This is a genomic window from Gordonia rubripertincta (assembly GCF_038024875.1).
GTDB classification, from domain to species: Bacteria; Actinomycetota; Actinomycetes; order Mycobacteriales; family Mycobacteriaceae; genus Gordonia; species Gordonia rubripertincta.
Genome location: NZ_CP136136.1, coordinates 3,934,698 through 3,957,784 on the forward strand (window position 1 = coordinate 3,934,698; position 23,087 = coordinate 3,957,784).

Sequence of the window (23,087 nt, forward strand, 5' to 3'; positions counted from 1 at the left end):
GATCAGAAGTCGAATCCCCCGCCCCCGAAATCACCGAAGCCGCCACCGTCGCCCCCAAAACCGCTGTCGCCGCTGACACCACCGTCTCCGCCTGCATCGCCTCCGAAGTCGTCCCCGCCGGCGCCGCCGTCGATGGCGCCCATGTCGGATCCGTCGCCGACGCCGCTCTCGAAACCCTGGGCGTCGTACGGGACGCCGGCCATGCCGGAGAACATCGCGGAGAACAGGAACATCGACCCGACTCCCCAGGCGCCCGCCACGAGCGCCGGCCGCCACCAGGGCTCGGAATACCAGCCGGCCGGAACCGGACGCCCGGCGACGCGGCCACCCGGGTAGTAGTTCGGCGTCCGATCCGACGGGTTGGGCGACGCCTCGACCTGGCGCCCTTCGAACTCGACCTTCCGATCCTCGGTGACCTTGCCCGCGCTCTGCTGACCTTCGAGTTCGGGGATGGCGGGACCGGGATCGAGGTTCATCGCGACCCGCGCCGCACGGATGTAGTAGAGACCTTCGATGGCGGTCTGCTTGGCGAGGCGCGCCTGCGCGGGTGAGTTGGCCTGCTCGATCTGTGAACCCGCCGCGGTATAGCGCTCCCCGGCGTCGGCGAGAGCCTGCTTCGAGGCCGGGCCGTCGCCGACCAGCATGAACACCTGCCCTCCCAGACGTTCGATCGCTTGCCGGGCGTCGGCCTTCGCATCGTCCAGGGTCCGCGCGGCGTTGGTGCCGGAGCGCTGCTGCGCGACGACCACCACCCCGACGACGATCAGGACGATGACGGCGATCAGGATCAGTGCTTCCATGATTCTCTCCAGCTCGTGCGTGTCCGACGGACTCGTCCGGGGCAAGCAGCTGAGTGCTGGCGGGCCTGGCGGACAAATCGGGCACCTTCGAGCGTACCGACCGAGAAGACGCGTGCACCGGAACCGAGCTGGCCTGCGGCCCGGCTGGTCAGCGAGTGCGGGAGACCTCGATGACGATGCGGACGTTGTCGACGACTTTCAGCGTTCCCATCATCAGCGAATACGGCTTGATCCCGAAGTCGCTCTGGGTGACGGTGGACTCGGTCGAGATCCGCCAACTGTCTGCGGTCTCGTCGACCTGCAGGTCCAGCACATGCGGGCGTGACCGGCCGTGGACCGTCAGCACCCCGTCGGCGCGGTAACCGCCGTCCGTAGTGCTGAATGTGCCTGCCTCGTAGGTGATCTCGGGGTATTTGTCGGCGTCCATGGACTTCAGGGCGTTCATGCGCGCCAGCGACTTCTCGGCCCCGGTCATCGGGGTGAGCCCGCCCTCGCCGGATTCCACGTGCATCGAGTCGACCGAGATCGTGGCCGTCAGATTCGTCGGCACGAGGTCGGTCAGCGTCACCGATGCTGACCAGGTGCGCATCGCGATCCTCAGTCGGTGGCCGGTGCGCGCCGCCCGCCCGCCCACGTCGGTGTGCACGACGACCGAACCATCGGATTCGGTGAATTCCCAGACAGATTCCGCCACGGCCGTAGTGTAGGCGCTCGGAGTACGCGGCCGGGCCCATTGCACGGCGGACGACACACGGCGAGGTGGCGAGGACGATGACGGAACAACGGATTCTGCTCGATGTCGACGAAGCGGGAGTCGCGACGGTCACGCTCAACAGGGCGGACAAGCACAACGCCTTGGACCCCGCGATGTTCGACGCGTTGCCGGCCGTGACAAGCGAACTGGCGGCGGATCGTCGAGTGCGGGCGGTGGTCGTCCACGGAGCCGGGAAGAGCTTCTGTTCCGGTCTCGACATCTCGTCCCTCGGCGGCGATGAGCTCGGTGGCTCCCTGCTGGATCGCGACGACGCCGACCGGGGGAACCATGCGCAACGGGTGTCTCTCGATTGGGGTCACGTGCCGGCGCCGGTGATCACCGCGATCCACGGCAACTGCTTCGGAGGTGGCCTGCAGATCGCGCTCGGCGCCGACATCCGCTACGCGACCCCCGATGCGCGGCTTTCCATCATGGAGGTCAAGTGGGGTCTGGTGCCGGACATGGGCATCACCCGGACGCTTCCGCGTCTCCTCCGGGCCGACGTCGCCAAGGAACTCACCTTCACCGGTCGTGTGCTCTCCGGAGCCGAGGCCCACGAGCTCGGGCTGGTCACCGGTACCTCCGACGACCCCCTCGCCCGGGCTCAGGAGCTCGCCCACGAGATCGCAACGAAGTCACCGCACGCGGTCCGCGCCGCGAAGCGACTCTACGAGGAGACCTGGACCGGCACCGACCCGTCGGCCGCGCTGTTGCTCGAAAGCACACTGCAGATCGAGCTGATCGGGTCACCGAACCAGCTCGAGGCCGTGCACGCCGGAATGGCCCGCCGGGAACCGCGGTTCGCCGACCCGGACTGACGAGCCATTGGGCGGGTGGTCACCCGGGGCTCAACTCGGGCCCGCGGCCGATGGCGGCGCCGACCCGCCGGTTCTCTGGTCGGCCATCAGTCGGATCACAGCAGCGCGATCCGCCTCGGATGGCAGACCCATACCCGGCGAGTACCCGTACACCTCACCCAGCGGGCTGGAACCCTGCCTGCCGTCGACGATCTCCACGGAGTCGGTCGAGATGAGTCCGGGATGCTCCACTCCGCAGGCCTGCGACACCTTCACCAGGTCCCGCCGCAGCGTCGTAATGTAGTTCGCGGCTCGGGAGGACTTTTCGTCGGGCACCAGTCCTCTGGTGAGCCACTTCTTCTGTGTGGCAACGCCCGTCGGGCACGTGTCGGTGTGGCATTTCTGGGCCTGGATGCAGCCGATGGACAGCATAGCCTCGCGGCCGACGTTGACCATGTCGCACCCCAGTGCGAATGCGAGAACCGCATTGTCGGGCAGACCGAGCTTGCCGCTGCCGATGAACGTGATCTGCTCGTCGAGGTTTCGCTCGGCAAAGATGCGATAGACCCGGGCGAAACCGAGTAGGAACGGCAGTGACACCGAGTCGGAGAACAACAGGGGTGCCGCTCCGGTTCCTCCCTCCCCTCCGTCTATGGTGATGAAGTCGACGCCGCGACCGGTCTTCGTCATCAGGTCGGCGATCTGGTGCCACGAATCGAGATCTCCCACGGCGGATTTGATGCCGACCGGCAGTCCCGTTTCGGCGGCCAGGAGCTCCACCCAGTCGAGCATGCTGTCCGCGTCGGAGAACTCGGCATGCCGAGACGGGCTCACACAATCGTGTCCCGCCGTGACGCCGCGCGTCGCGGCGATCTCCGCAGACACCTTGGGACCCGGCAAGAACCCGCCCAGACACGGTTTGGCTCCCTGGCTCAGTTTGATCTCGAGAGCACGCACCGGGGCTTCGGCGACAACGTCCTTCAACCGGGCCAGGTCGAAACGCCCGTCGGCGTCGCGGCAGCCGAAATAGGCTGTGCCGATCTGGAAGACGAGTTCGCCACCGTGGCGGTGATAGGGCGAGATCCCGCCCTCGCCGGTGTTGTGGAGCGCGCCGGTGAGAGCGGCCCCACGATTGAGTGACTCGATGGCGTTTCCGGACAGCGCCCCGTAGCTCATCCCGGAGATGTTCACCACCGATTCGGGACGGAAGGCGCCCCGCCGCCGGCGCGCTTCACCGACGACCTTCGCGCAGGGCAGCGCCACCTCGTGCCCGACCTCGGGCGTCGAGGCCGGCGCGGGCCCGGAACTGAACGTCCGATGCTTGATCACCGGATATCCGTTCGTGTACTCGACGTCGTTGTCGGTGCCGAAGCCGAAGTAGTTGTTCTCCTTTTTCGACGAGGAGTAGATCCACCGGCGCTGGTCGCGGGTGAACGGGCGCTCCTCGTCGTTCGCGGCGACGATGTACTGGCGTAATTCGGGTCCGATCGCCTCGAGCCAGTAGCGCGCATGCCCGACAAGTGGGAAGTTGCGCAGCAACGAGTGCTCATTCTGGAACAGATCACGAACGACGACGGCCGCCGCTGTGGTGGCGGCACCGAGGGCGACAGCAGACTTCTTGCGGCTCATGAATCCAGTGTCGACCCGAGGTATCGGGTCGCGCCACGAACGGGTGGTCCGGTGTGTGTCATTCGTGCAACGGTAGACAAGGCCATCCGAGCCGCGGCGATAAACTGGTCGATGCGCTTGCAGTCACTCTTTCTCCGGCGCACTTCCTCCGAGGAGGCCTCGATGCCTGGATTCCCCGCGCTCACCCACGTTGCGATCACTGTGAGCGATCTCCCGGCGAGCACCGCCTGGTACGAGAAGTTGTTCGAAGCCAAACCGGTTCTGGACGAAGACGAAGAGTCCGGCGATTTCCACCACACCGTCTTCGAACTCGACGGCGGAACGCTTTTCGGACTCCACACCCATACCTCGAGCGGGTCGGGCGCCTCCGGTTTCGACGAGCGGAACGTCGGACTGGACCACATCGCATTCGCCTGCACCCAGTCCGAACTCGACGAATGGGTCGCCCGTCTGGACAAGGCCGGAATCTCGCACAGCGGCATCAGGCACGCCCACTACGGGTCAGGGATATCGTTCCGCGATCCGGACAACATCGCGCTGGAGTTCTTCGCCCCGCCGGCCGGATGACGTCGAGTCAGCTCTCGGCGGGCCCGACGTCGAGGTGAGCGAGAGCCGCTCGCGCGTTCTCCAGTTCGCGCGTGAGCTCCTCGATCTTCCTCTGTGCGGCCGCGCGCGCCGATTCGATGACCTCGTCCACCGCTGTGATCGCAGCGTCGTCACCCAGCTCCTGCATTGCGCGGGCCACGCGGTCCGCGGTTACCTCGGCGGGCTTGCCCTTCTTGCTGCCGTGCGCCACCGATACCGTCCAGGCGCTCTCACCCGTTGACGTGATGGTCACGCTGACCGCAGCCGTCGAGGTCTTCGCCCGTCGCACAGTCTTGGCCGGGGCCGGCTTCGGCACGGCCGATCGAGGCGGTGCGGTCTCCGGACGCGGAGCGGGCTCGGGTGCCGACTTCGGTTCCACTGCAGCTGCTTTCGGTGTCGGGGCAGGACGACGGGCCGCCGGGGTCGGCGTCGGTACGGCAGGGGCGGTTCTGGCCGACCGTGGGGCTGCCTTCGCAGGTGCTGCGGCGGAACGTGTGCGCTGTAGTTCGTCGGCTTCGAAGGGCAACTGATCGTCGACGCCCTTGGGTCGCACCGTCACCGTCGAACCGTCGATGGACAGGACCCGCGCCGATGTCCCGGCGTCGAGTCCGAGAGACGGCATCGGGTCGCGGAGGTAGACGGTCACACGCTTGCCGGCCGCGAGTGCCGCGGACAGAGATTCCAGGTCACCGGCGGTAAGGCCGGTCCTCTTCTGCGAGCTCACGCGTACATGTTCGCACACGCGTGCGACTGTTGGGTGTCCGGTGTCGTTCCGAGCTCGGACGCTTCGGTCGGTGTCGCGCATACGATGGCGAAATGTTCTTCCTCTTCGGATACGGCCCCAAGCAGCAGCAACTCGGCGCAGGTCAGACCCGGACGTGCGCCCGCTGTCACAACACCACCCAGTGGGCCCGGATTCGGGAGTTCAAGCAGTTCACCGTGTTCTTCATCCCGATCGCCCGCTGGGGACGCCGCGAGTTCGAGTCCTGCGGCATCTGCGGCGCTGCAGTCGCCCTCTAGGGATCAGCGAAAGCCGGGCACCGCGAGGAGTGGTTACGCTCGAAGAGTGGCTGCCACCGACTCCCCCGCCCGCACGTCCGACGCGATCACCGGCTTCGAGAGCACTTTCGCCGACGAGCTGACGCCGCTCACCGTCGAATGGCGCGGCGCCGAAGTACCCGATCCGCAGCTCCTCGTCGTGAACGAACCGCTCGCCTCGTCGCTCGGACTGGACGTCGAAGCACTGCGCTCCGTCGACGGGGTCGCGATCCTGGCCGGCGCAGCCGTGCCCGCCGACGGCAGGCCGGTCGCGACGGCATACTCCGGACACCAGTTCGGCGGATACGCCCCGCTGCTGGGCGACGGCCGGGCGCTTCTGCTCGGCGAGCTGCTCGACGTCGACGGGCACCGCGTCGACCTGCAGTTGAAAGGCTCTGGCCCGACACCGTTTTCGCGAGGTGGCGACGGTTTCGCGGTCGTCGGCCCGATGCTGCGCGAGTACCTGATCAGCGAAGCCATGCACGCCCTGGGGTGTGCCCACCACGCGGTCGCTGTCGGTGGTGGCGACGGGTCGCGGGGTCCATCGCAACGGCGTGGAGCCCGGGGCAGTGCTTGCGCGCATCGCAGCAAGTCATCTGAGGGTCGGCACCTTCGAATTCGCCGCCCGCAACGGCGACATCCTGCAGCCCCTGGCCGACTACGCGATCACTCGCCACTACCCCGACCTGACCGATCTGCCGACGACCGGCGCCGGGAATCGTTACGCGAAGCTACTGGAGCGCGTCGTCGAACGGCAGGCCCGCCTCGTCGCCCAGTGGATGCTTGTCGGTTTCGTGCACGGCGTGATGAACACCGACAACACCACCATCTCCGGCGAGACCATCGACTACGGACCGTGCGCATTCATCGATGCCTTCGACCCGGCCGCGGTGTTCAGCTCCATCGACCAGGGTGGGCGTTACGCCTTCGGCAACCAGCCCGCCGTCCTGAAATGGAACCTCGCACGGTTCGCCGAAACGCTTCTCAGACTGATCAGTCCGACACCGGACGACGCGATCGCGACCGCGACCGCCACCCTGTCCACCTTCGACAGTCTCTACGAGCAACACCTCAACGAAGGTCTGTCCGCCAAGCTGGGCCTGGCCGACACCTTCGTCGATCACGCACTGATCGACGACCTCCTCGCCCTGATGGCGGAACACCGCGCCGACTGGACAGGCACCTTCCGCGCGCTCGCCGACGAACTCCGCGGACGAACGGCTCCCCTCGACCAACTCCTCGCACGGGAGGTTTCGGCGCCGTGGCTCGCGCGATGGCGCGAGACGCTCACACAACACGGCCGCGACGACGCCACCACCGCGGACGCGATGGACCGCGTCAACCCCCTCTACATCCCGCGCAACCACATGGTGGACGCCGCGCTCCGTGCTGCGCACGAGGGCGACCTCGCGCCATTCGAGGAGATGCTCGACGTGGTGACGCACCCGTTCGAGCGGCGCGTCGACTGGGTCAAGTACACCGCCCCGGCGTCGGACGAATTCACGTCGTCGTTCCAGACGTTCTGCGGGACCTGAGCGTCGGGAGTGTTCCGCGGAACACCGGTGAGTTGCCTCTGAACCCCCCGCGTGCGTGCTCCGACTGCGCGACCATGGACCTCATGTGGACACTCACCCGCGATGAGACTTCTGTCGTCGAATCACGCTCGACCGTGAACTCGACCGCGGTCGCCGGCTCGATCGCGACCACATCGAGCCTGGCGGTGGCCGGTTCGGCCGGCACCGTCGCGAGTGCCGCCGTCGCCGGGTCGGCCGGCACGGTGGCCAGCGCCGGTGTCAATTCCTCGGCGGCCACGGTCGCGAGCGCGGTCGTCACGGGTTCGGCGGCGACCATGGCCAGTCTGCTCGTTGCCGGAAGTTTGGCGACCGCGATCAGTTCCGGGGTCGCCGGCAGTGTCGGTGTCGTGGCCTGTCTGCTGTGCCGGCGGTGCGCTGGATGTGTCGGCTGCGTTCGCTGCACGGACTGCGTCGGCTGCGTGGGATGCGTCAACTGTTCGGGGTTGCGCGGCGCCGTCGGTCTCCGCGACGTTCATGAGTGAACGCGATCGTCGGTCCTGCGGCGTACAAATGGATCCGTGAGACCACACACCCGGGTGCGGTCGTGACCCAGTCCGGCCCGAACCAATCGGAAGCATCGCTGACCGCCGAACGCGAGAGAACCGCGACGCTCATCGAATCGTTGTCTGCCAGCCTGGCCGCCGTCATCGAGGCGACCGCCGACGCCGCCTCGGACGATGAGCACGATCCGGAGGGAACGACGCTCGCCGTTGAACGCGGGCAACTGGTCGCCCAGCTCGAACGATCGCGGGTGCGTCTCGACGAGATCGATGCCGCCCTCGAGCGGGTCGGTCGCGGAGCGTATGGCCGCTGCGAGACGTGTGGCGAGATCATCGACCCCGAGCGGCTCGAGGTGCTCCCCGCGGCCCGGCAATGCGTGCGATGCGCAGCGCGGAATCCGTCCCGCCGGTGGTGAACACGAAGCTACAACCTCGAGAAGATCGTGCCGAGTTCACCGGAAGACGCATGGGCTTGCGGCCGACCGAGTAGACCGAAAGGCGGGTCAATCCTCCGCCGGATCGAAAGGTGTGCGCATGAAGGCCATTCAGATCATCCAGCCGGGCAAACCGCCGGAGCTGCGCGAGGTCGAGAAACCCACGCCGCGTCCCGGGCAGGTGTTGCTGAAGGTGACGGCAGCCGGCGCCTGCCATTCGGACGACTTCGTCCTCAACCTGCCCGAGGAAGGATTCCCCTATCCCCTGCCGATGACGCTCGGCCACGAAGGGGCCGGCGTGGTCGCCGAGGTCGGTACCGGCGTCACCGGCATCTCCGAGGGCACCTCGGTGGCCGTGTACGGAGCCTGGGGTTGCGGCGTCTGTCACTTCTGCGCCCGCGGCCTGGAGAACTACTGCAGCCGAGCCGGCGAACTCGGCATCACCCCACCGGGTCTCGGCAACCCGGGCGCGATGGCCGAGTACCTGCTCGTGGACGACGCACGGCATCTGGTGCCGCTCGGTGACCTCGACCCGGTGGCTGCAGTCCCACTCACCGATGCCGGCCTCACGCCCTACCACGCGATCAAACCCTCGCTTCCGAAGCTGGTCGGCGGCACCACGGCAGTGGTCATCGGAGCCGGTGGTCTCGGGCATGTCGGGATCCAACTGCTTCGCCACCTGACCCCGTCCCGGGTGATCGCTCTCGACGTGAGCGACGACAAGCTCGCGTTCGCGCGCGAGGTCGGGGCTCACGAGGTGGTGCTCTCCGACGCCGATGCCGTCGCGAACGTCCGCAAGATCACCGGCAACGATGGTGCGACCGCCGTCTTCGACTTCGTCGGGCTGCAACCCACGCTCGACATCGCGATGGGCGTCGTCGGGACCATGGGTGACGTGGTGATCGTGGGCATCGGTGACATGGTCGCCACGGCGAAGGTCGGCTTCTTCACCCAGCCCTACGAGGTGTCGGTACGCGCGCCGTACTGGGGGGCGCGCGACGAACTCATCGAGGTGCTGGATCTCGCACGCGATGGGGTTCTCGAGGTGGCGGTCGAACGATTCTCACTCGATGACGGCGTCGAGGCCTACCGGCGACTGGCCGCCAATGACCTTCGAGGGCGAGCAGTCGTGGTGCCTGACTGATCACTGCCCCGGCGACGGCGCAAGCGCGTCACCTGCGGTTCTTTGTTGTCTGCGGACCAATGGGTTTCGTCGTTCGGTGGGCAGTAACGCTAACCTACGGTACCGTAACTTACGTGGATGTAGAGCTCTCCCGGTCCGAAGCCGTATACGCGCATTACCTCGATCACCAGCAGGATCGGGTACGCGCGAAGTTGATGTACGGGGTGCTCGCCGCCAAGATCAGGCCTGTCGTGCGGTTCACCGCGCGCGATCGGCTGGTTCGTGCGGTTCGCAGCGGGAAGCCGCTGCTGATCGCGGCCAACCATGTGTCCGAGCGTGACCCGCTGGTGCTTGCCGCGGCAGGCTTCCGCTCGCCGCTCCGTCCCCGGATCGGTCACATGCGCGTGCTGGCGAAAGACGAACTCTTCGAAGATCCCGAGCAGCGGCGCAAGATCGACACCCTGGGCGGCATCCCGGTCTTCCGGCAGAAGGACCACGGTGTCCGGGCCGCCGCGGAGGCCGGTCGGCAGATGTTCGGCGTGTGCGTCGAGCGGATGGTCCGCGGCGACAGCATCGCCGTCTTTCCCGAGGGGACCTGCAACGAGGGTGACGTCACCCGGCTGCAGAAGCTCGGAACGGGGATCGGCCATATCGCCTACCGTGCACTGAAAGCAGGCGTCGACGTCACACTCGTGTCAGCCGGTATTGCCTACCCGCAGAAGGGTGATCGGCCGCGTCCGATGGTGACCTTCGGCGACCCTGTCGACCTCGCCGGCCATCAGGACGAGACGCCGGCGGCACTGACGAGAATGATCCAGGATGACCTGCAGGCCGTGGTCGACGAGGTGTGTCGGGCCGCCTGATTCCGCGAGTTATTCCGTCGCCGACGGCGGCAGGTTCTCCCATGCCCACGCGGTGAGGGCGGTCAGCGCCGGCATGAGCGCGCGCCCCGACTCGGTGAGCTGATAGGACACCGACACCGGCGGACCGGGATCCACCAGGCGTTCCACCAGATTGGCCGCAGTCAGTTCCGAGAGTCGGCCGGACAGCACCGAATCGCTGATTCCTCCGACGGCGCAACGCAATTCGGCGAACCCTGCCGGTCCGTTCATCAGTGTTGCGATGAGAATGCCGTTCCACCGCTTGCCCAGGAAGCCGAACGCACGACGCAATGCATCGTCGCATGTGCGCGGCTCGTGGCCGGTAGCGGAAATCTCGGACATCCAACACATCCTAGTCGCCCGCTGGCGCTTCACCGTCAACGGTACTACCGTGTGACTAGCTGCTTCTAAATTGCTAGTCACACACTCAGGAGTCTTCGATGTCCCTCTTCCGCTTGGATGCCAGCATCTTCCCCTCCACATCGGCGAGCCGCGCCCTCGGCGATCTCGTCGAACGCGAATGGACCGGTGCGCACCCGGACTCGACGGTCACCCGACGCGATCTGTCGGCCGAGCCCGTTTCCGCGACCGCCTGGCGCGACGCCGTGATCGCCGGAACGGTCCCGCCGGCCGACCGCGACGACGCGCAACGCGAGGCGGTCGACCTCGCCACCGCGATCGCGGACGAGGTCCTCGGTGCCGAGGCATTGCTGCTCACCGTTCCGCTCTACAACTTCGGTGTGTCCCAGCACTTCAAGACCTGGTACGACCTCGCGGTGACCGACCCGCGGATCGGCGTCGACCCGGCCGAGCTGCGTGGCAAGCCCGCGGTCCTCGTCACGACCCAGGGTGGCAACTACGACCCCGGAACGCCCAGGGAGGGCTGGGACCATTCGACGCCGTGGCTGCGTCGCGTACTGGAGGATGTCTGGGGTCTCGACCTCCGGATCGTCAGGCGTCAGTTCACGCTCGTCGGGGTGAATCCTGCACTCGACGCATTCGCCGACGTCGCCGCCGAACTCAAGGTCGAGGCCGAGGAGAATGCTCGCGCCGCCGGCCGCGAGCTCGCACTGTCACGCGAGGTCGCCTCGGCGGGCTGACCGTCACCGGGGTGCGCTCCACTGTTTCGCCTGGTCACGGCAGGGCGAGTTTGGTCTGCGAACCCGGCGGCTACACCGGGGTATGAGCAAGGACGAGCAGACCATCGACAAGGCCGGGCGGGACGTCGACGATGACCCGACGCACGCCGACCCCGACGATCCACGCAAGCCCGAGTCGCCCACCGATCTGACCAAACCGTCGCTGATGTTCGTGCTGCGCAAGACGGCCCGCGAGTTCTCCCGGGACCAGTGCACCGACCTCGCAGCCGCACTCACCTACTACTCGGTGCTGTCGCTGTTCCCCGCACTGCTCGCCATGGTCTCGCTCCTCGGCGTCTTCGGGCAGGGAGAGAAAACGGTCGACGCGGTGCTGACGATGGTCGAGGACCTGGGGCCGTCTGACGCGGTGGACACATTGCGCGCGCCGGTCGAGCAACTGGTGTCCGCGCCGAGTGCCGGCCTCGCCCTCGTGCTCGGTCTCGCCGGCGCTCTGTGGTCGGCGTCGGGATACGTCGGTGCCTTCGGTCGAGCGATGAACCGCATGTATGAGGTCGACGAGGGGCGTCCGATCTGGAAGCTGCGGCCCGCCATGCTGCTGGTGACGCTGATCGCCCTCATCCTCGCCGCCGGAGTGGCGTTGATGCTCGCGATCAGTGGGCCGATCGCCCGGTCCATCGGCGACGCAATCGGTCTGGGCGACACAGCTCTTACGGTGTGGAACATCGTTCGCTGGCCAGTGGTGCTCGTCTTCGTCGTGGTGATCGTGGCCGTTTTGTACTGGGCCACACCGAATGTGAAGCAACCGAAGTTCCGGTGGATCAGTGCCGGTGCAGTCCTGGCGATCGTCACGTGGATCGTGGCCTCGGCGGCATTCGCGCTCTATGTGTCGAACTTCGGCAGCTACAACAAGACCTACGGCGCACTCGCGGGTGTCATCGTCTTCCTGCTGTGGTTGTGGCTGACCAACCTGGCCCTGCTCTTCGGGGCCGAGTTCGACGCCGAACTCGAACGTGGCCGTCAGCTCCAGGCGGGTATGGCTGCCGAAGAACGGCTACAGCTTCCGCCGCGTGACACCACGGTCTCGGACAAGAACGAGAAGATTCACCAAGAAGACATCGAGAAGGGCCGGGCCCTCAGGGAATCCCGCGGCGGCTGAACGCCGCACAGCTCCTCGGAAACCTCGTACGACGTTGTGCCCGGAACCCGGGCGCAACGTCATACAAGTGTTTCGGGTCTGTCAGGCGAACAGCGCAACCGTCTGTGAGCCTTGAATGATCGGACGCCGCGCGCTGTCCCACAGGCGCATCGCCTGATGGGAACAGCCGTCGCGGGTGAAGGTGCTCGACGATTCCAAGAGCATCCAGTCGGTCGGCTTCGGCAGGTCGTCGGTGCAGATGTGCAGCGACCAGCTCATCGTGCTGACCGGCGCCCACTCGGTGAACGCAGCCGTGGTTGCGGGCGGCAGGGCGTCGGCGAGAGCAATGAGCGCGGTCGCCCGATCGACGCCTTCGGCGCCCCGGTGACGGACCCACGCCCGGAACAGTGGCGGTCCGTCGTTCGACATCGGGCTCGTCCCACCGGCTTTGCGGATGTCGAAGTTGTCGACGAACGCCGGGCGCATCGCGGACGGCTCGGTGAACACGGGGCACTCGTCGGGTCCTGGGACCGGTGGCGTCTCGACGAGATCGTGCTCGATCGTGCTGGTGCGAGGCGTAGCGAAGATCAACGAAGCGTGAGCGGCCACCTGTCCCCCGCTCACGGTTTCGATGGCGACACTGGTCGCCGAGCGGCCTTCCCGCAGGCGGCGCGCCGTGATCGACGCGCGGTCGACCACGGGTGCGCTCAGCAGGAACTGGGCCGACTTCAACGGTGGTAGCGGATCGCCGGCGGTCAGTCGGGCCGCGTGCACGGACAGCGCCGCGGTCAAGCCTCCGTACGCGGTACGGCCCTGCGTCCACCCGGTGGGCACGAGAAAGTCGTGGTCGAAACCGGAGATGAGTTCGGCGAGAGTCGGCATCGTTCCCCTATGACGGTCGGTATAACGCCGGGAACGCTACGCGATCGCGGTTCCTGATGGGCAGCCGGAGGGGGCCACGGGATCAGGTCGGGTCGGCGACACGACCCGCGCGACCGGCAGCCGCGTCACGGGCCACCGCCTTGCTCAACAGCTGACCGCCGTTGGTCAGCACGGCCCGTCTCCAGGGCAGGGTGCCCTCGATCTCGATCTGAATGGACATCGACAAGACCGTCCGGATCACCACGATGATCCCGAGGATCACTGCATCTTCGATCGAGGGCTTCGAGGTGATCGTCCGGATGAGGTCCGCGGCCACGAGGATCTCGAGACCCAGCAGAATGGCGGATCCCAGGGTTGTGCGCAGGACCGAGAAGGCCTCGCTTCCCCCTTCCTTCCGTGACAGCGACCGTGCGCCGAGAACAAGCGCGATGACGAAACCGGCGATCATCGCCAATGCGCCGAGAGCTTCGAACGCGACCGCCACCACGGTGAAGATGTCCTCGAAATCCATGCACGTCAGCCTATCCGGCTCCACACATCATCAAGGGCTCGCGTTAGTTGCGTCGGCGCATTCCGCACTGAGGAACGCCGTGGCACGGGATACGATCCGTCAATGCTGTCACGTGGGCGAGGTCGATGGCTTCCGTTCTGATCGCGATCGTGGTGATCGTGGGGTGGTCACTGGTCGCGGGCCGGTTGTCGCGACTCCAGATCTCCGGGGCCATCGTCATGGTGGTCGTCGGCATCGTGATCGGTCTGACCACCAACAACTCGATCGGCAACGCCCTCGACACCGACTCCGCGGAACCGGTTGTCGAGCTGATTCTTGCTTTGTTGCTGTTCGTCGATGCCATCGAGGTGCGGGGCGGTTACTTCGCAGGCGAACGACGCACTTCGCTGCGGGTGTTGCTCGTTGCGATGCCCCTGTCGGTGGCGGCCGCGACCCTGCTGGGCCTGGTGCTGCTTCCGACGGCGTCGATCGGTGTCGCGTTGTTGATCGCCTGCGTCGTGATCCCGATGGATCTGACGCCGGCGTCCTCGCTCGTACGCGATCAGCGGTTCCCCACACGGGTGCGTCACCTGCTGAACATCGAGAGCGGCTACAACGACGGGATCATCGCGCCGATCTTCATCTTCGCCCTGACCCTCGCGGGCGACCACAAGCACGCCGCATCCCCTGCCGAAGCGCTCGAACTGGCCGTGCCGTCTGCGCTGTGGGCCGTGGTGGCGGGCAGCGTTACCGGACTCGTCAGTGCGCGACTGTCGAACTTCTCCGTGCGACGAGGGCTCGCGACCGAACAATCCGTCCGGATCAGCCTCCTGCTCATCCCGATCCTCGCCTACGGTTGCTCGGTGCAACTCGGCGGCAACGGCTTCGTGGCGGCCTTCGTCTGCGGTATCGCCTACAAGGCGGCACGGGCCGATGATCCGAGCGAAGAGCAACTGCGCCTCGCGGACGACGTCAGTGCGCTCGCGGCACTCACGATGTGGTTCGTCTTCGGCTGCGCCGCCGTGTTGGTCTTCGAACTCGGGTTTGTCTGGCAGATCGTCGTTCTGGCACTCGCAGCACTGACCATCCTCCGGATCGTTCCCGTCTACCTCGCGCTGCTACGTACCGACGTCGGTCCGCGGGACCGGTTACTGATCGGAGTCCTGGGACCACGCGGGACCGCCTCGATCGTCTTCGGTCTCCTCGCCTTCAACGAACTCGACGGGATGGTCGCCAACGAGACGCTCTACGCGATGACCGTGACGGTCCTGGCGAGCGTGGTGTTGCACGGCTTCAGCGTTGGTCTCGTCGCCCAGCGGCTCGGCCGACGAGATGGTGCGCGCACTTAGACTTCGACCGATTCTTTCTGTTGCCTCGCAGGTTCAGCCGGCGAGGTGTGTCGTCGTGTCGGTGACCCGGTGACAGTCACCCGAGAACATTGTCGCTGCTAGCGACCGATACACGTGCTTCGCCGGCGGATCGTCGTCGGTGAACAGGATGCAGAGATGGGTCGCATGCCCAGACTGTCACTGTCGCACAGTCGACTTCGCGTCTCTACGAAATGCGTAGAGTTCCTTTCCAAGCGACCCGCGATCCATTTCGTCCTGAGGATTCAGTCATGACACAAGCCGCTCGATCGATCCCCCTGAACGCGTTCGGTCCCGAAGCCCGAAGCGTCGACACCCCCGTGCTGAACTCACATATTCACCATGTCGAGCACGGTGATGGCGACCCCATCGTCTTCCTGCACGGCAGCCCCACCAGCTCGTACCTGTGGCGTCACGTCTTCGCGCGACTGGCCGGTCGCGGCCGACTGATCGTCCCGGATCTCATCGGATTCGGCGACTCCGGACGACCCGACATCGCCTACGAACTCGACGACCACATTCGCTACCTCGACGCCTGGTTCGACGCCCTCGACCTGAACAACGTCACCCTCGTCGTGCAGGACTACGGCGCCGCGTTCGGTGTCTCCTGGGCTGCAAGGCATTCCGCTCGTGTGAAGGCCGTCCTGCTGGCCGAACCGGTCATCCGCGACATCGCGTCAGCGGATCTGCCCGAACCCTTCGTCCAGGCGCAGCAGCTGATCCGCACGCCCGGCGACGGCGAGAAGTTCGTCGTCGAGGACAACAACCTGTTCCTCACGCAGGTGCTGCCCGGCGCCTTCCTCACTCCGCCGGCCCGGGAGGATCTCGACGTCTACCTCGCGCCCTTTCCGACGCCTGAGTCCCGCGAGCACCTCATCAAGTTCCCGCGGAACCTTCCGATCGACGGCAACCCTGCGGCGAGCGTCGACTTCCTCGAGCGCAGCGTCGACTGGCTCAAGACCAGCACCGACGTCCCGAAGCTGCTGCTCACCTTCGAGCCGGGCTTTTTGCTGACCCCGGAGATCCTGTCCTGGGCCACCGAGAACATCGCCGCCCTTGAAGTTCGGGCCGCCGGTGCCGGTGTCCACTTCGTACAGGAAGAGCAGCCTCAGGCCATCGCCGACGGGGTCGTCGACCTGCTCGCGCGTGCGGGGAAAGCGAAATGACCGTCACCGATGGCGTACGGGCGGCCGACGCGGTACGCCCCGAGTCCCCCGACCTCGACGCACTGCTCGAGCGCATCGCCACGGGAAGCTTCGAGCGTGAACGCACCGACACCGCTCCCCACCAGCAGGTCGTGTGGCTCAAAGAGGCAAGGGTCGGCGCATACCGGCTCCCGGTCTCCGATGGTGGCGGCGGCGCAACCGTCCGCGAGCTGTTCGACCTCGTCATCCGGTTGAGCAAGGCCGACTCGAATCTGGGTCACCTGCTGCGTGCCCATTTCGGGACGGTCGAGGACATCTTGCTGTGGCCCGAGTCGCCCCGGCGCCGACTGTGGCTCGAGCGGGTCGCAGCCGGCGAACTGATCGGCAACGGCAACAACGAACTGGGCAACAAGCATGCCGGTGATTTCGCCAAGTCGACCACCTTCACCCCCACCGGGGGCGGTTACCGACTCGACGGGGTGAAGTACTACTCCACCGGAACGCTGTATGCAGAACACACCTTCGTCACCGGCGTGACACCCGAAGGTGTTCCGGTGCAGGCGTTGCTGCCGCTGAGCCGCGAGGGCATCACCGTCGAGGACGACTGGGACGGGTTCGGCCAGACGCTCACCGGTACCGGCACCACCCGTTTCGAAGGCGTTCGCGTCGAGTCCGATGAGGTGACGTTGCCGCCGGAGGATCTCAGCACTATTCCGCGCTGGCATCTAGGCCCGTTCTACCAGCACTACCTCAACGCCGTCGTCGCCGGTAACGCTCTCTCGGTTGCGCATGACGCCGTCGAACTGATCCGTGGCCGACGACGCAGCTTCACCCACGGCTCGGCCGATCTGCCCCGAGAGGACCCGGTTCTGCTCGAGGTGGTCGGTGAGATCCAGTCGCTGGCCTACGCAACGGAGTCGCTGGTACTCGACGCAGCCGATGCACTGGCACGGATCCCGGCAACGGCTGTCGGCGGTGTCACCGATGACTCGGTGGTACACGAGGCGGCGCTGCGAGCGTCCCAGGTGCAGGTCGTCGTCGGTGATCTAGCGTTGCGGGCAGCCACCCTGTTGTTCGACGTCGGCGGCGCATCGGCGGTCAAGCGGTCGACGAACCTCGATCGGCATTGGCGCAACATCCGAACCGTGGTGTCGCACAACCCGACTCGGTTCAAGAACCGTGCCATCGGCGATCTCGCGGTCAACGGGATCTCGCTCCCCGACAACACGTACTTCTGATCCGTACCCTGCACGATGATTCCACTCCCGACAAGGAACACCGCGTCAACCATGGCCGACCGCCAGATGAACCTCAACCTCTTCATCCTCTCCTCGGGCCACCACGAGGCCGCCTGGCGCCACCCGGCATCCACGCCCGAGCGGATGTTCGAGCCCGACTTCTATCTGGATCTGGCTCGGGCCGCAGAGGCGGCGGCCCTCGACGCGGTGTTCCTTGCCGACATCCCGAAGCTCGACGCCAACATCGAGTTCAATGCGGCCGGTCGTCTCGATCCGTTGCTGACGTTGGCAACCATCGCGGGCGGGACCGAGCGCATCGGGCTCATCGCGACGGCATCGACGACCTACTCCTATCCGTGGCAGCTCGCCCGAGCGTTGTCGACGCTGGACCACCTGTCCCGAGGGCGTGCTGCGTGGAACATCGTGACCACCGACTCCCCCGACGCCGCACGCAATTTCGGTTTGGACGGCAATCCCGACTCCGCTCTGAGATACGAACGGGCCGAGGCCTTCGTCGATGCGGTCGAAGCGCTGTGGGATTCCTGGGACGACGACGCGGTCGTGCTCGACCGGGCCGCCGGGCGGTATGTGGATCCGACCCGGATCCATCACCCGAACATCGCCGGTCCACATGTGAAGGTCGCGGGCGCGCTCACCACACCGCGGCCTCCGCAGGGACATCCGGTTCTCGTGCAGGCCGGCTCATCCGACCACGGCCGCGTGTTCGCCGCGCGGCATGCCGAGGCGATCTTCACCGCCCAGCAGCGCATCGAGGACGCGCAGGCCTTCTACCGCGACGTGAAGGGCCGGGCTTTCGACCTCGGCCGGAACCCCGACCACATCAAGATTCTTCCGGGCCTCAGTCCGTTCATCGGTGGCACCGAGGAAGAGGCACGACGACTCGAGCGCGAGTTCAACGAGCTGACGATCCCGGCCTTCGGACTCATGCAGCTCAAGGACTTCGCCTACGTCGACCTCGACGACCTGGACCTCGACGCACCCGTGCCCATCGAGGCGTTCGGTGACGCCGGCGACGTCACCAACAACAAGAAGTCGAGGACGCAGGTGTACGCCGATATCGTCCGCCGGGAGAAGCCGACACTCCGCCAGTTACTGCACAAGCTCGCCGGTGCCCGTGGGCATCGCGTCGTCGCGGGCACTCCCGAGCAGATCGCGGATACGATGGCGGACTGGTTCGACAACGGCGCAGCCGACGGGTTCAACGTGATGCCGCCGTCCCTGCCTGGTGGATTCGACGTGTTCGCCGAGGCGGTCATCCCGATCCTGCGTCGGCGCGGGCTGTTCCGCGAAGGCTATGAGGGCACGACGCTACGTGAGCACCTCAGACTTCCGCGCCCGGGCAAACCGTAGGTTCTCGTCGGCGACATCGCCCTTGAACAGTCGACGATCGGCGTAGTAGCTCATCGACATCACCCATGGGGCATGCGGACCCTGCTTCGGCAGGGTGTCGAGCGCGCGCTGGACGTAGCCGGCGCCGAAGTCGAGCAGCGGACCTGTGGGCATGTCCGGATCGGCGACTGCCCAGACTGCGTCGTGGCCGTGAGCGTCCATGTAGCCGAGCAATTTGCAGAAGTACTGGCACAGCAACCCGATCTTCAGTGTCCAGGATGCATTGGTGTACCCGATCGCCAGCGCGAAGTTCGGCACACCCGACAACATGATCCCGCGGTACACGACCGTGTCCGTCAGCGAGACGGGCTCTCCGTCTACGGTGAGGTCGATGCCACCGATGATCTTGATGTTGAGACCTGTTGCGGTGACGATGATGTCGGCCTCGAGTTCGGCTCCACTCTCCAGGAGGATGCCGGTCTCGGTGAAGGATGCGATCTTGTCGGTGACGATCGACGCCCTGCCCGCCCGGATGGTGCGGAACAGGTCGGCGTCGGGCACCACGCACAGACGCTGATCCCACGGATCGTAGGGCGGATTGAAATGGACGTCGACCGGAAAGTCCTCTGGCAACTGGGACTTGTTGATCTTCCGGATCATCCGTCGCGCGACCTGCGGAAAGCGTTGGCACAGTTCGAACAGGACGCGCTGCTGCGCGACGTTCTTCTGCCGGGTGAGTGCGTAGCCCCGCTCGTCGCCGAAGACCTTCTTCAATGTGTTGGCCACGGCATCCTCGCGCGGTAGCGGGATGACGTACGTGGGCGTGCGCTGCAACATGGTCACGTGCGCGGCGTCCTCAGCCATCGCGGGGAGCAGCGTCACCGCTGTCGCGCCGCTTCCGATCACCACGACCCGCTTGCCGGCGTAGTCGAGATCTTCCGGCCAATGCTGCGGATGCACGATCTGACCGCGGAAGCGCTCCTCGCCGACGAAGTCGGGGCTGAACCCCTCGTCGTAGTCGTAGTAGCCGGAACCACAGAAGATCCACCGAGCGCTGATCTGTGTCCGCTCACCGGTGTGGGTTCGTTCGATGTCGACCAGCCACCGCGCGTCGTCCGAGGACCAGGCGGCCGCCACGACCTTGTGGTGATACCGGATGTGGTCGGCGAGGCCGTTCTCGTCGATCGTCTCGTGCAGGTAGTCGAGAATCCGCGGGGCGTCGGCGATCGCCTGCTTGTCGGTCCACGGCTTGAACTCATAACCGAAGGTGTGGAGGTCCGAGTCCGAGCGAATGCCCGGGTAACGGAAGAGGTCCCAGGTGCCGCCGGCGGCCCCACGGGCTTCGACGATCGTGAACGTCTTCGACGGATGTTCGGCCCGTAGGTAGCGCGCGGCCCCGATCCCCGAGATGCCGGCTCCGATGACGAGAACGTCGACGTGGTCTGCAGCGGTCACTGATGCTCCTGAGCTGTGCGGCGTGGTAAGGCCTCCAGGATGCCTCAGTCGGCCGTCCGGCATCGGCAGGACGATTGAGTGCGCCCCGAGCTGGGTGGGTTCGGGGCCTCTAGCGTCGGCGGCCCGGAAGGAACTGTTCGAGACCGTGCTTGGCGACGTTCTTCGCCACGTCCCAGGCATCCTCGTCGCCCTTCACCAGCGTCTCATCCAGGGCTTTGGCCTGCTCGCGGGTTGAGTGCGGAGGGATCGGTGACACTGTGGGATCGCACCGCACATCGAGCAGTGCGGGCCGGCCGGCGGCCAGGGCCTCGTCCCACGCCTCGCCCAGCCGATCGGGGTCGTCGACGTTGATCCCGATCAGACCGATCCCGCGGGCGAACGCGGCGTAGTCCACATCCGGAAGCGTCTGCGACGGGGCAAACTTGGGGGATCCGGACATCGCCCGCTGTTCCCAGGTCACCTGGTTCAGGTCGTTGTTGTGCAAGACCGCCACGACGAAGGTCGGGTTGTCCCACTGCTCCCAGTAGTGGGCGACGGTCACCATCTCGGCGAGTCCGTTCATCTGCATCGCGCCGTCCCCCTCGAAGGCGATCGTGGGCCGGCCGGGATGTGCCCACTTGGCGCCGATGGCATAGGGAACCGCCGGCCCCATCGTGGCGAGGGTCCCTGACAGCGATCCACGCATGCCCTCGCGGAAGACGATGTGTCGCGCGTACCAGTCGGCCGCGCTGCCCGAATCAGCGGTGACGATCGAGTCGACGGGTGCGCGCAGCGAGAACTCGTGAAAGATCCGCATCGGGTTAACCGGGTCGGCATCGGTCAGTGCCTGGTGTTCGGCCGTCGACCACCATCTCGTCACGTCCGACTCGACCTTCTCGCGCCAGGATCGGTCGGACTTCCTCTCCAGCAACGGGATCAACGCACGCAAGGTGGTCCGGGCGTCACCGACGACGTTGAGTTCGTTCGGGTACCGCATGCCGATCAGCTTCGCGGATCGGTCTATCTGCACCCCCCGCGCCTGTCCGAACGGTGGAAGGAACTGCGAGTAGGGGAAGTTCGAGCCGACCGTGAGGAGCGTGTCGCAGTCGGACATCATGCGGTGGCTGGCCGTGGTGCCGATCAGGCCGACCGATCCGGTCACCCACGGCAGGGTGTCCGGCAGAACGTCCCGCCCCAGAAGAGCTTTCGCGCAGCCGGCCCCGAGAATGTCGGCGACGTCGGTCGATTCTGGCACACAGTCCCGGGCGCCCTGACCGACGAGCATCGCAACGCGATCACCGGCGTTGAGGATCTCCGCTGCCCGCGCCAGTGCATCCTCGTCCGGCACGGGGGTCGAAGGTTCGACACCGAAACTGGACGGCACCTGCTTGAAGACCTGCGCGGGCGGTTCGTACTCGAGCTCCAAGACGTCCGAGGGGAAGATGATGGCGGTCGGCGCCCGTTCCGCCAGGGCGATCCGGATGGCGCGGTCGAGCAGATTGGGCAGCTGTTCGGGCACCGTACACGTCTGGACGAAGTCGCTGCACACGTCCTTGAAGAGCGCGTGCATGTCGATCTCCTGCTGGTACGCCCCGCCGATCGCGGAACGCTCGGTCTGCCCGACCAGTGCAACGACGGGAACATGGTCGAGCTTCGCGTCGTAGAGACCGTTGAGCAGGTGGATACCGCCCGGGCCACTCGTGGCCGCACATACACCGACCTCGCCGGAGAACTTCGCGTACCCGACGGCCTGGAACGCGCTCATCTCTTCGTGGCGGGACTGCACGAACTGAGGGTCGTTGTCGGCCCGCACTCACGCCCACAACAATCCGTTGATCCCGTCCCCCGAGTATCCGAAAACCTGCCGAATCCCCCATTCGCGTAGGCGTTTCAGGACGATGTCGGCGACTGTCTCCGCCATGGTTCTCCTCTGCGTTCGACGATGCACCGTCGGCTCGGCGCCGAGGGCTTGCCGGTCGCATACCCGGGACGTCGCGTGCCGACACGTTCGGACTGCACGATGACGCGCCGATGTCGAAGAAAATCAACATCAGCGCATCTGGTTCGTTAGGGTCCGATGCGGGTGGGCGGCGGCCCTCCCGATCCTGAAGGTTGTGAACCGAGAGGAAGTCATGAACCACAACAGCGTCACACGACGCCTGGTCGCAACGGCAGCGGCGGTGGCCATCGGAACGCTCGGCCTGGCGGGTTGCAGCAACGACGACAACGACAACACGTCGGCGGTGTCCTCGGCTGTTTCCGGCGCGGTCGAGTCCGGGATGTCGAAGGCCGAGTCGGCCATCTCCTCGGCGAAGTCGGAGGTCGCCGACGACGACAAGAAGGTGGAACTGACCGCACCGGACGGCGCCAAGGTCACGCTCAGCGGGTCGATCGCCGCCAAGTACGAATCGGCCACGCCGGCTCAGAAGACCGATCTCGGCAAGCCGCTCACCGGCCCCGAGTCGGCCGGTGAGGGTGAGAACGGCGTCGTCTTCCAGCAGTTCGAGGGTGGTGTCATCACCGCGAAGGACGACGACGCGGACACCCCCGCCTACATCACGTGGGGCAAGATCCGCGACGCCTGGAACGTGCCGCGCAACGAAGAGGGTGTGCCCTCCCCCGAGGGCAAGGGCGGTTCACAGGGACCGCTCGGTGTCGCCACCAGCGACGAGACCGAGAAGGACGGGGTCAAGGAGTCGACCTTCGAACACGGCAAGATCACCTGGACCGAGGCCACGGACAACGTCGAGGTGACCGTCGACGGCAAGGTCGTCCCGACCGAGTGACACTCGCCTTGATCCGCGCCCATCCGCTCCGGCGGATGGGCGCGG

At 66.3% G+C, this 23,087-nt stretch carries 22 protein-coding genes and 2 pseudogenes; 15 read left to right on the forward strand and 9 right to left on the reverse strand.

Annotated features, from left to right (window positions below; translation table 11 throughout):
* Nucleotides 1-2 precede the first annotated feature (2 nt).
* Nucleotides 3-800 (reverse strand): hypothetical protein, encoded by a 798-nt coding sequence (locus RVF83_RS17855; protein WP_005201056.1) that lies wholly within the window; start codon nucleotides 798-800, stop codon nucleotides 3-5.
* 148 nt (nucleotides 801-948) lie between these two features.
* Entirely contained in the window at nucleotides 949-1,494 is a 546-nt protein-coding gene (locus RVF83_RS17860) for a YceI family protein (protein ID WP_039881242.1), read from the reverse strand.
* 77 nt (nucleotides 1,495-1,571) lie between these two features.
* On the opposite strand from RVF83_RS17860, the gene RVF83_RS17865 reads away from it, so the two are divergent.
* The gene (locus RVF83_RS17865) at nucleotides 1,572-2,372 is read left to right on the forward strand and encodes a crotonase/enoyl-CoA hydratase family protein (RefSeq protein WP_005201054.1); all 801 of its coding nucleotides are present in this window, start codon (nucleotides 1,572-1,574) and stop codon (nucleotides 2,370-2,372) included.
* 30 nt (nucleotides 2,373-2,402) lie between these two features.
* Here the strand turns inward: RVF83_RS17865 and RVF83_RS17870 are convergent, their stop codons facing one another.
* Complete coding sequence (locus RVF83_RS17870) at nucleotides 2,403-3,980, reverse strand: FMN-binding glutamate synthase family protein (protein WP_005201053.1); 1,578 nt, start codon at nucleotides 3,978-3,980, stop codon at nucleotides 2,403-2,405.
* Between the two features lie 162 nt (nucleotides 3,981-4,142).
* Between RVF83_RS17870 and RVF83_RS17875 the strand changes: the two genes are divergently transcribed.
* Complete coding sequence (locus RVF83_RS17875) at nucleotides 4,143-4,547, forward strand: VOC family protein (protein ID WP_005201052.1); 405 nt, start codon at nucleotides 4,143-4,145, stop codon at nucleotides 4,545-4,547.
* A 7-nt stretch (nucleotides 4,548-4,554) separates the two neighbouring features.
* Here RVF83_RS17875 and RVF83_RS17880 read toward each other — a convergent pair whose 3' ends face one another.
* Nucleotides 4,555-5,289, reverse strand: a complete 735-nt coding sequence (locus tag RVF83_RS17880; RefSeq protein WP_005201051.1) for a DUF6319 family protein — start codon at nucleotides 5,287-5,289, stop codon at nucleotides 4,555-4,557.
* A gap of 92 nt (nucleotides 5,290-5,381) precedes the next feature.
* Here RVF83_RS17880 and RVF83_RS17885 point away from each other — a divergent pair, with 92 nt between their 5' ends.
* The 6 genes and pseudogenes from RVF83_RS17885 (at nucleotide 5,382) to RVF83_RS17910 (ending at nucleotide 10,097) form a co-directional block, all read left to right on the forward strand.
* Nucleotides 5,382-5,585, forward strand: coding sequence for a zinc-ribbon domain-containing protein (locus RVF83_RS17885; protein WP_005201050.1), 204 nt, complete (start codon nucleotides 5,382-5,384; stop codon nucleotides 5,583-5,585).
* A gap of 46 nt (nucleotides 5,586-5,631) precedes the next feature.
* A pseudogene (locus RVF83_RS17890) lies at nucleotides 5,632-7,138 on the forward strand (protein adenylyltransferase SelO).
* Between the two features lie 83 nt (nucleotides 7,139-7,221).
* Entirely contained in the window at nucleotides 7,222-7,659 is a 438-nt protein-coding gene (locus RVF83_RS17895) for a hypothetical protein (protein WP_039881252.1), read from the forward strand.
* A 62-nt stretch (nucleotides 7,660-7,721) separates the two neighbouring features.
* Nucleotides 7,722-8,093 carry a TraR/DksA family transcriptional regulator gene (locus RVF83_RS17900; RefSeq protein WP_039881250.1) on the forward strand — a complete coding sequence of 124 codons (372 nt, stop codon included), beginning with the start codon at nucleotides 7,722-7,724 and terminating at the stop codon, nucleotides 8,091-8,093.
* 118 nt (nucleotides 8,094-8,211) lie between these two features.
* Entirely contained in the window at nucleotides 8,212-9,255 is a 1,044-nt protein-coding gene (locus tag RVF83_RS17905) for an NAD(P)-dependent alcohol dehydrogenase (RefSeq protein ID WP_005201046.1), read from the forward strand.
* Between the two features lie 59 nt (nucleotides 9,256-9,314).
* Nucleotides 9,315-10,097, forward strand: a complete 783-nt coding sequence (locus tag RVF83_RS17910) for a lysophospholipid acyltransferase family protein (RefSeq protein ID WP_005201045.1) — start codon at nucleotides 9,315-9,317, stop codon at nucleotides 10,095-10,097.
* Between the two features lie 9 nt (nucleotides 10,098-10,106).
* Here RVF83_RS17910 and RVF83_RS17915 read toward each other — a convergent pair whose 3' ends face one another.
* The gene (locus RVF83_RS17915; protein WP_005201044.1) at nucleotides 10,107-10,457 is read right to left on the reverse strand and encodes a winged helix-turn-helix transcriptional regulator; all 351 of its coding nucleotides are present in this window, start codon (nucleotides 10,455-10,457) and stop codon (nucleotides 10,107-10,109) included.
* A 98-nt stretch (nucleotides 10,458-10,555) separates the two neighbouring features.
* Between RVF83_RS17915 and RVF83_RS17920 the strand changes: the two genes are divergently transcribed.
* Both RVF83_RS17920 and RVF83_RS17925 read left to right on the forward strand, forming a co-directional pair.
* Nucleotides 10,556-11,215: an FMN-dependent NADH-azoreductase gene (locus tag RVF83_RS17920; protein WP_005201043.1), complete on the forward strand. Its 660-nt coding sequence runs from the start codon at nucleotides 10,556-10,558 to the stop codon at nucleotides 11,213-11,215.
* Nucleotides 11,216-11,297: 82 nt separating this feature from the next.
* Entirely contained in the window at nucleotides 11,298-12,371 is a 1,074-nt protein-coding gene (locus tag RVF83_RS17925) for a YihY/virulence factor BrkB family protein (protein ID WP_005201042.1), read from the forward strand.
* Nucleotides 12,372-12,452: 81 nt separating this feature from the next.
* Here the strand turns inward: RVF83_RS17925 and RVF83_RS17930 are convergent, their stop codons facing one another.
* Together RVF83_RS17930 and RVF83_RS17935 are read right to left on the reverse strand one after the other, a co-directional pair.
* Entirely contained in the window at nucleotides 12,453-13,232 is a 780-nt protein-coding gene (locus RVF83_RS17930) for a thioesterase family protein (protein ID WP_005201041.1), read from the reverse strand.
* Between the two features lie 82 nt (nucleotides 13,233-13,314).
* Nucleotides 13,315-13,743, reverse strand: a complete 429-nt coding sequence (locus tag RVF83_RS17935) for a DUF1622 domain-containing protein (protein WP_005201040.1) — start codon at nucleotides 13,741-13,743, stop codon at nucleotides 13,315-13,317.
* A 125-nt stretch (nucleotides 13,744-13,868) separates the two neighbouring features.
* On the opposite strand from RVF83_RS17935, the gene RVF83_RS17940 reads away from it, so the two are divergent.
* The 4 genes from RVF83_RS17940 (at nucleotide 13,869) to RVF83_RS17955 (ending at nucleotide 18,843) form a co-directional block, all read left to right on the forward strand.
* The gene (locus tag RVF83_RS17940; protein WP_005201039.1) at nucleotides 13,869-15,071 is read left to right on the forward strand and encodes a cation:proton antiporter; all 1,203 of its coding nucleotides are present in this window, start codon (nucleotides 13,869-13,871) and stop codon (nucleotides 15,069-15,071) included.
* A 269-nt stretch (nucleotides 15,072-15,340) separates the two neighbouring features.
* Entirely contained in the window at nucleotides 15,341-16,255 is a 915-nt protein-coding gene (locus RVF83_RS17945) for a haloalkane dehalogenase (protein WP_005201038.1), read from the forward strand.
* On the forward strand, nucleotides 16,252-17,472 hold the full coding sequence (locus tag RVF83_RS17950) for an oxidoreductase (RefSeq protein ID WP_005201037.1): 1,221 nt from the start codon (nucleotides 16,252-16,254) through the stop codon (nucleotides 17,470-17,472). The genes RVF83_RS17945 and RVF83_RS17950 overlap by 4 nt, the downstream gene beginning before the upstream one ends.
* Nucleotides 17,473-17,523: 51 nt before the next feature.
* Nucleotides 17,524-18,843, forward strand: coding sequence for an LLM class flavin-dependent oxidoreductase (locus RVF83_RS17955; protein WP_005201036.1), 1,320 nt, complete (start codon nucleotides 17,524-17,526; stop codon nucleotides 18,841-18,843).
* On the opposite strand, the gene RVF83_RS17960 is transcribed toward RVF83_RS17955, so the two are convergent.
* Both RVF83_RS17960 and RVF83_RS17965 read right to left on the reverse strand, forming a co-directional pair.
* Entirely contained in the window at nucleotides 18,802-20,277 is a 1,476-nt protein-coding gene (locus RVF83_RS17960) for a flavin-containing monooxygenase (protein WP_005201035.1), read from the reverse strand. The genes RVF83_RS17955 and RVF83_RS17960 overlap by 42 nt on opposite strands.
* A gap of 109 nt (nucleotides 20,278-20,386) precedes the next feature.
* Nucleotides 20,387-22,177: pseudogene (locus RVF83_RS17965) on the reverse strand (thiamine pyrophosphate-requiring protein).
* A gap of 211 nt (nucleotides 22,178-22,388) precedes the next feature.
* Between RVF83_RS17965 and RVF83_RS17970 the strand changes: the two are divergent.
* Nucleotides 22,389-23,042, forward strand: coding sequence for a hypothetical protein (locus RVF83_RS17970; protein ID WP_005201033.1), 654 nt, complete (start codon nucleotides 22,389-22,391; stop codon nucleotides 23,040-23,042).
* Nucleotides 23,043-23,087: the final 45 nt, after the last annotated feature.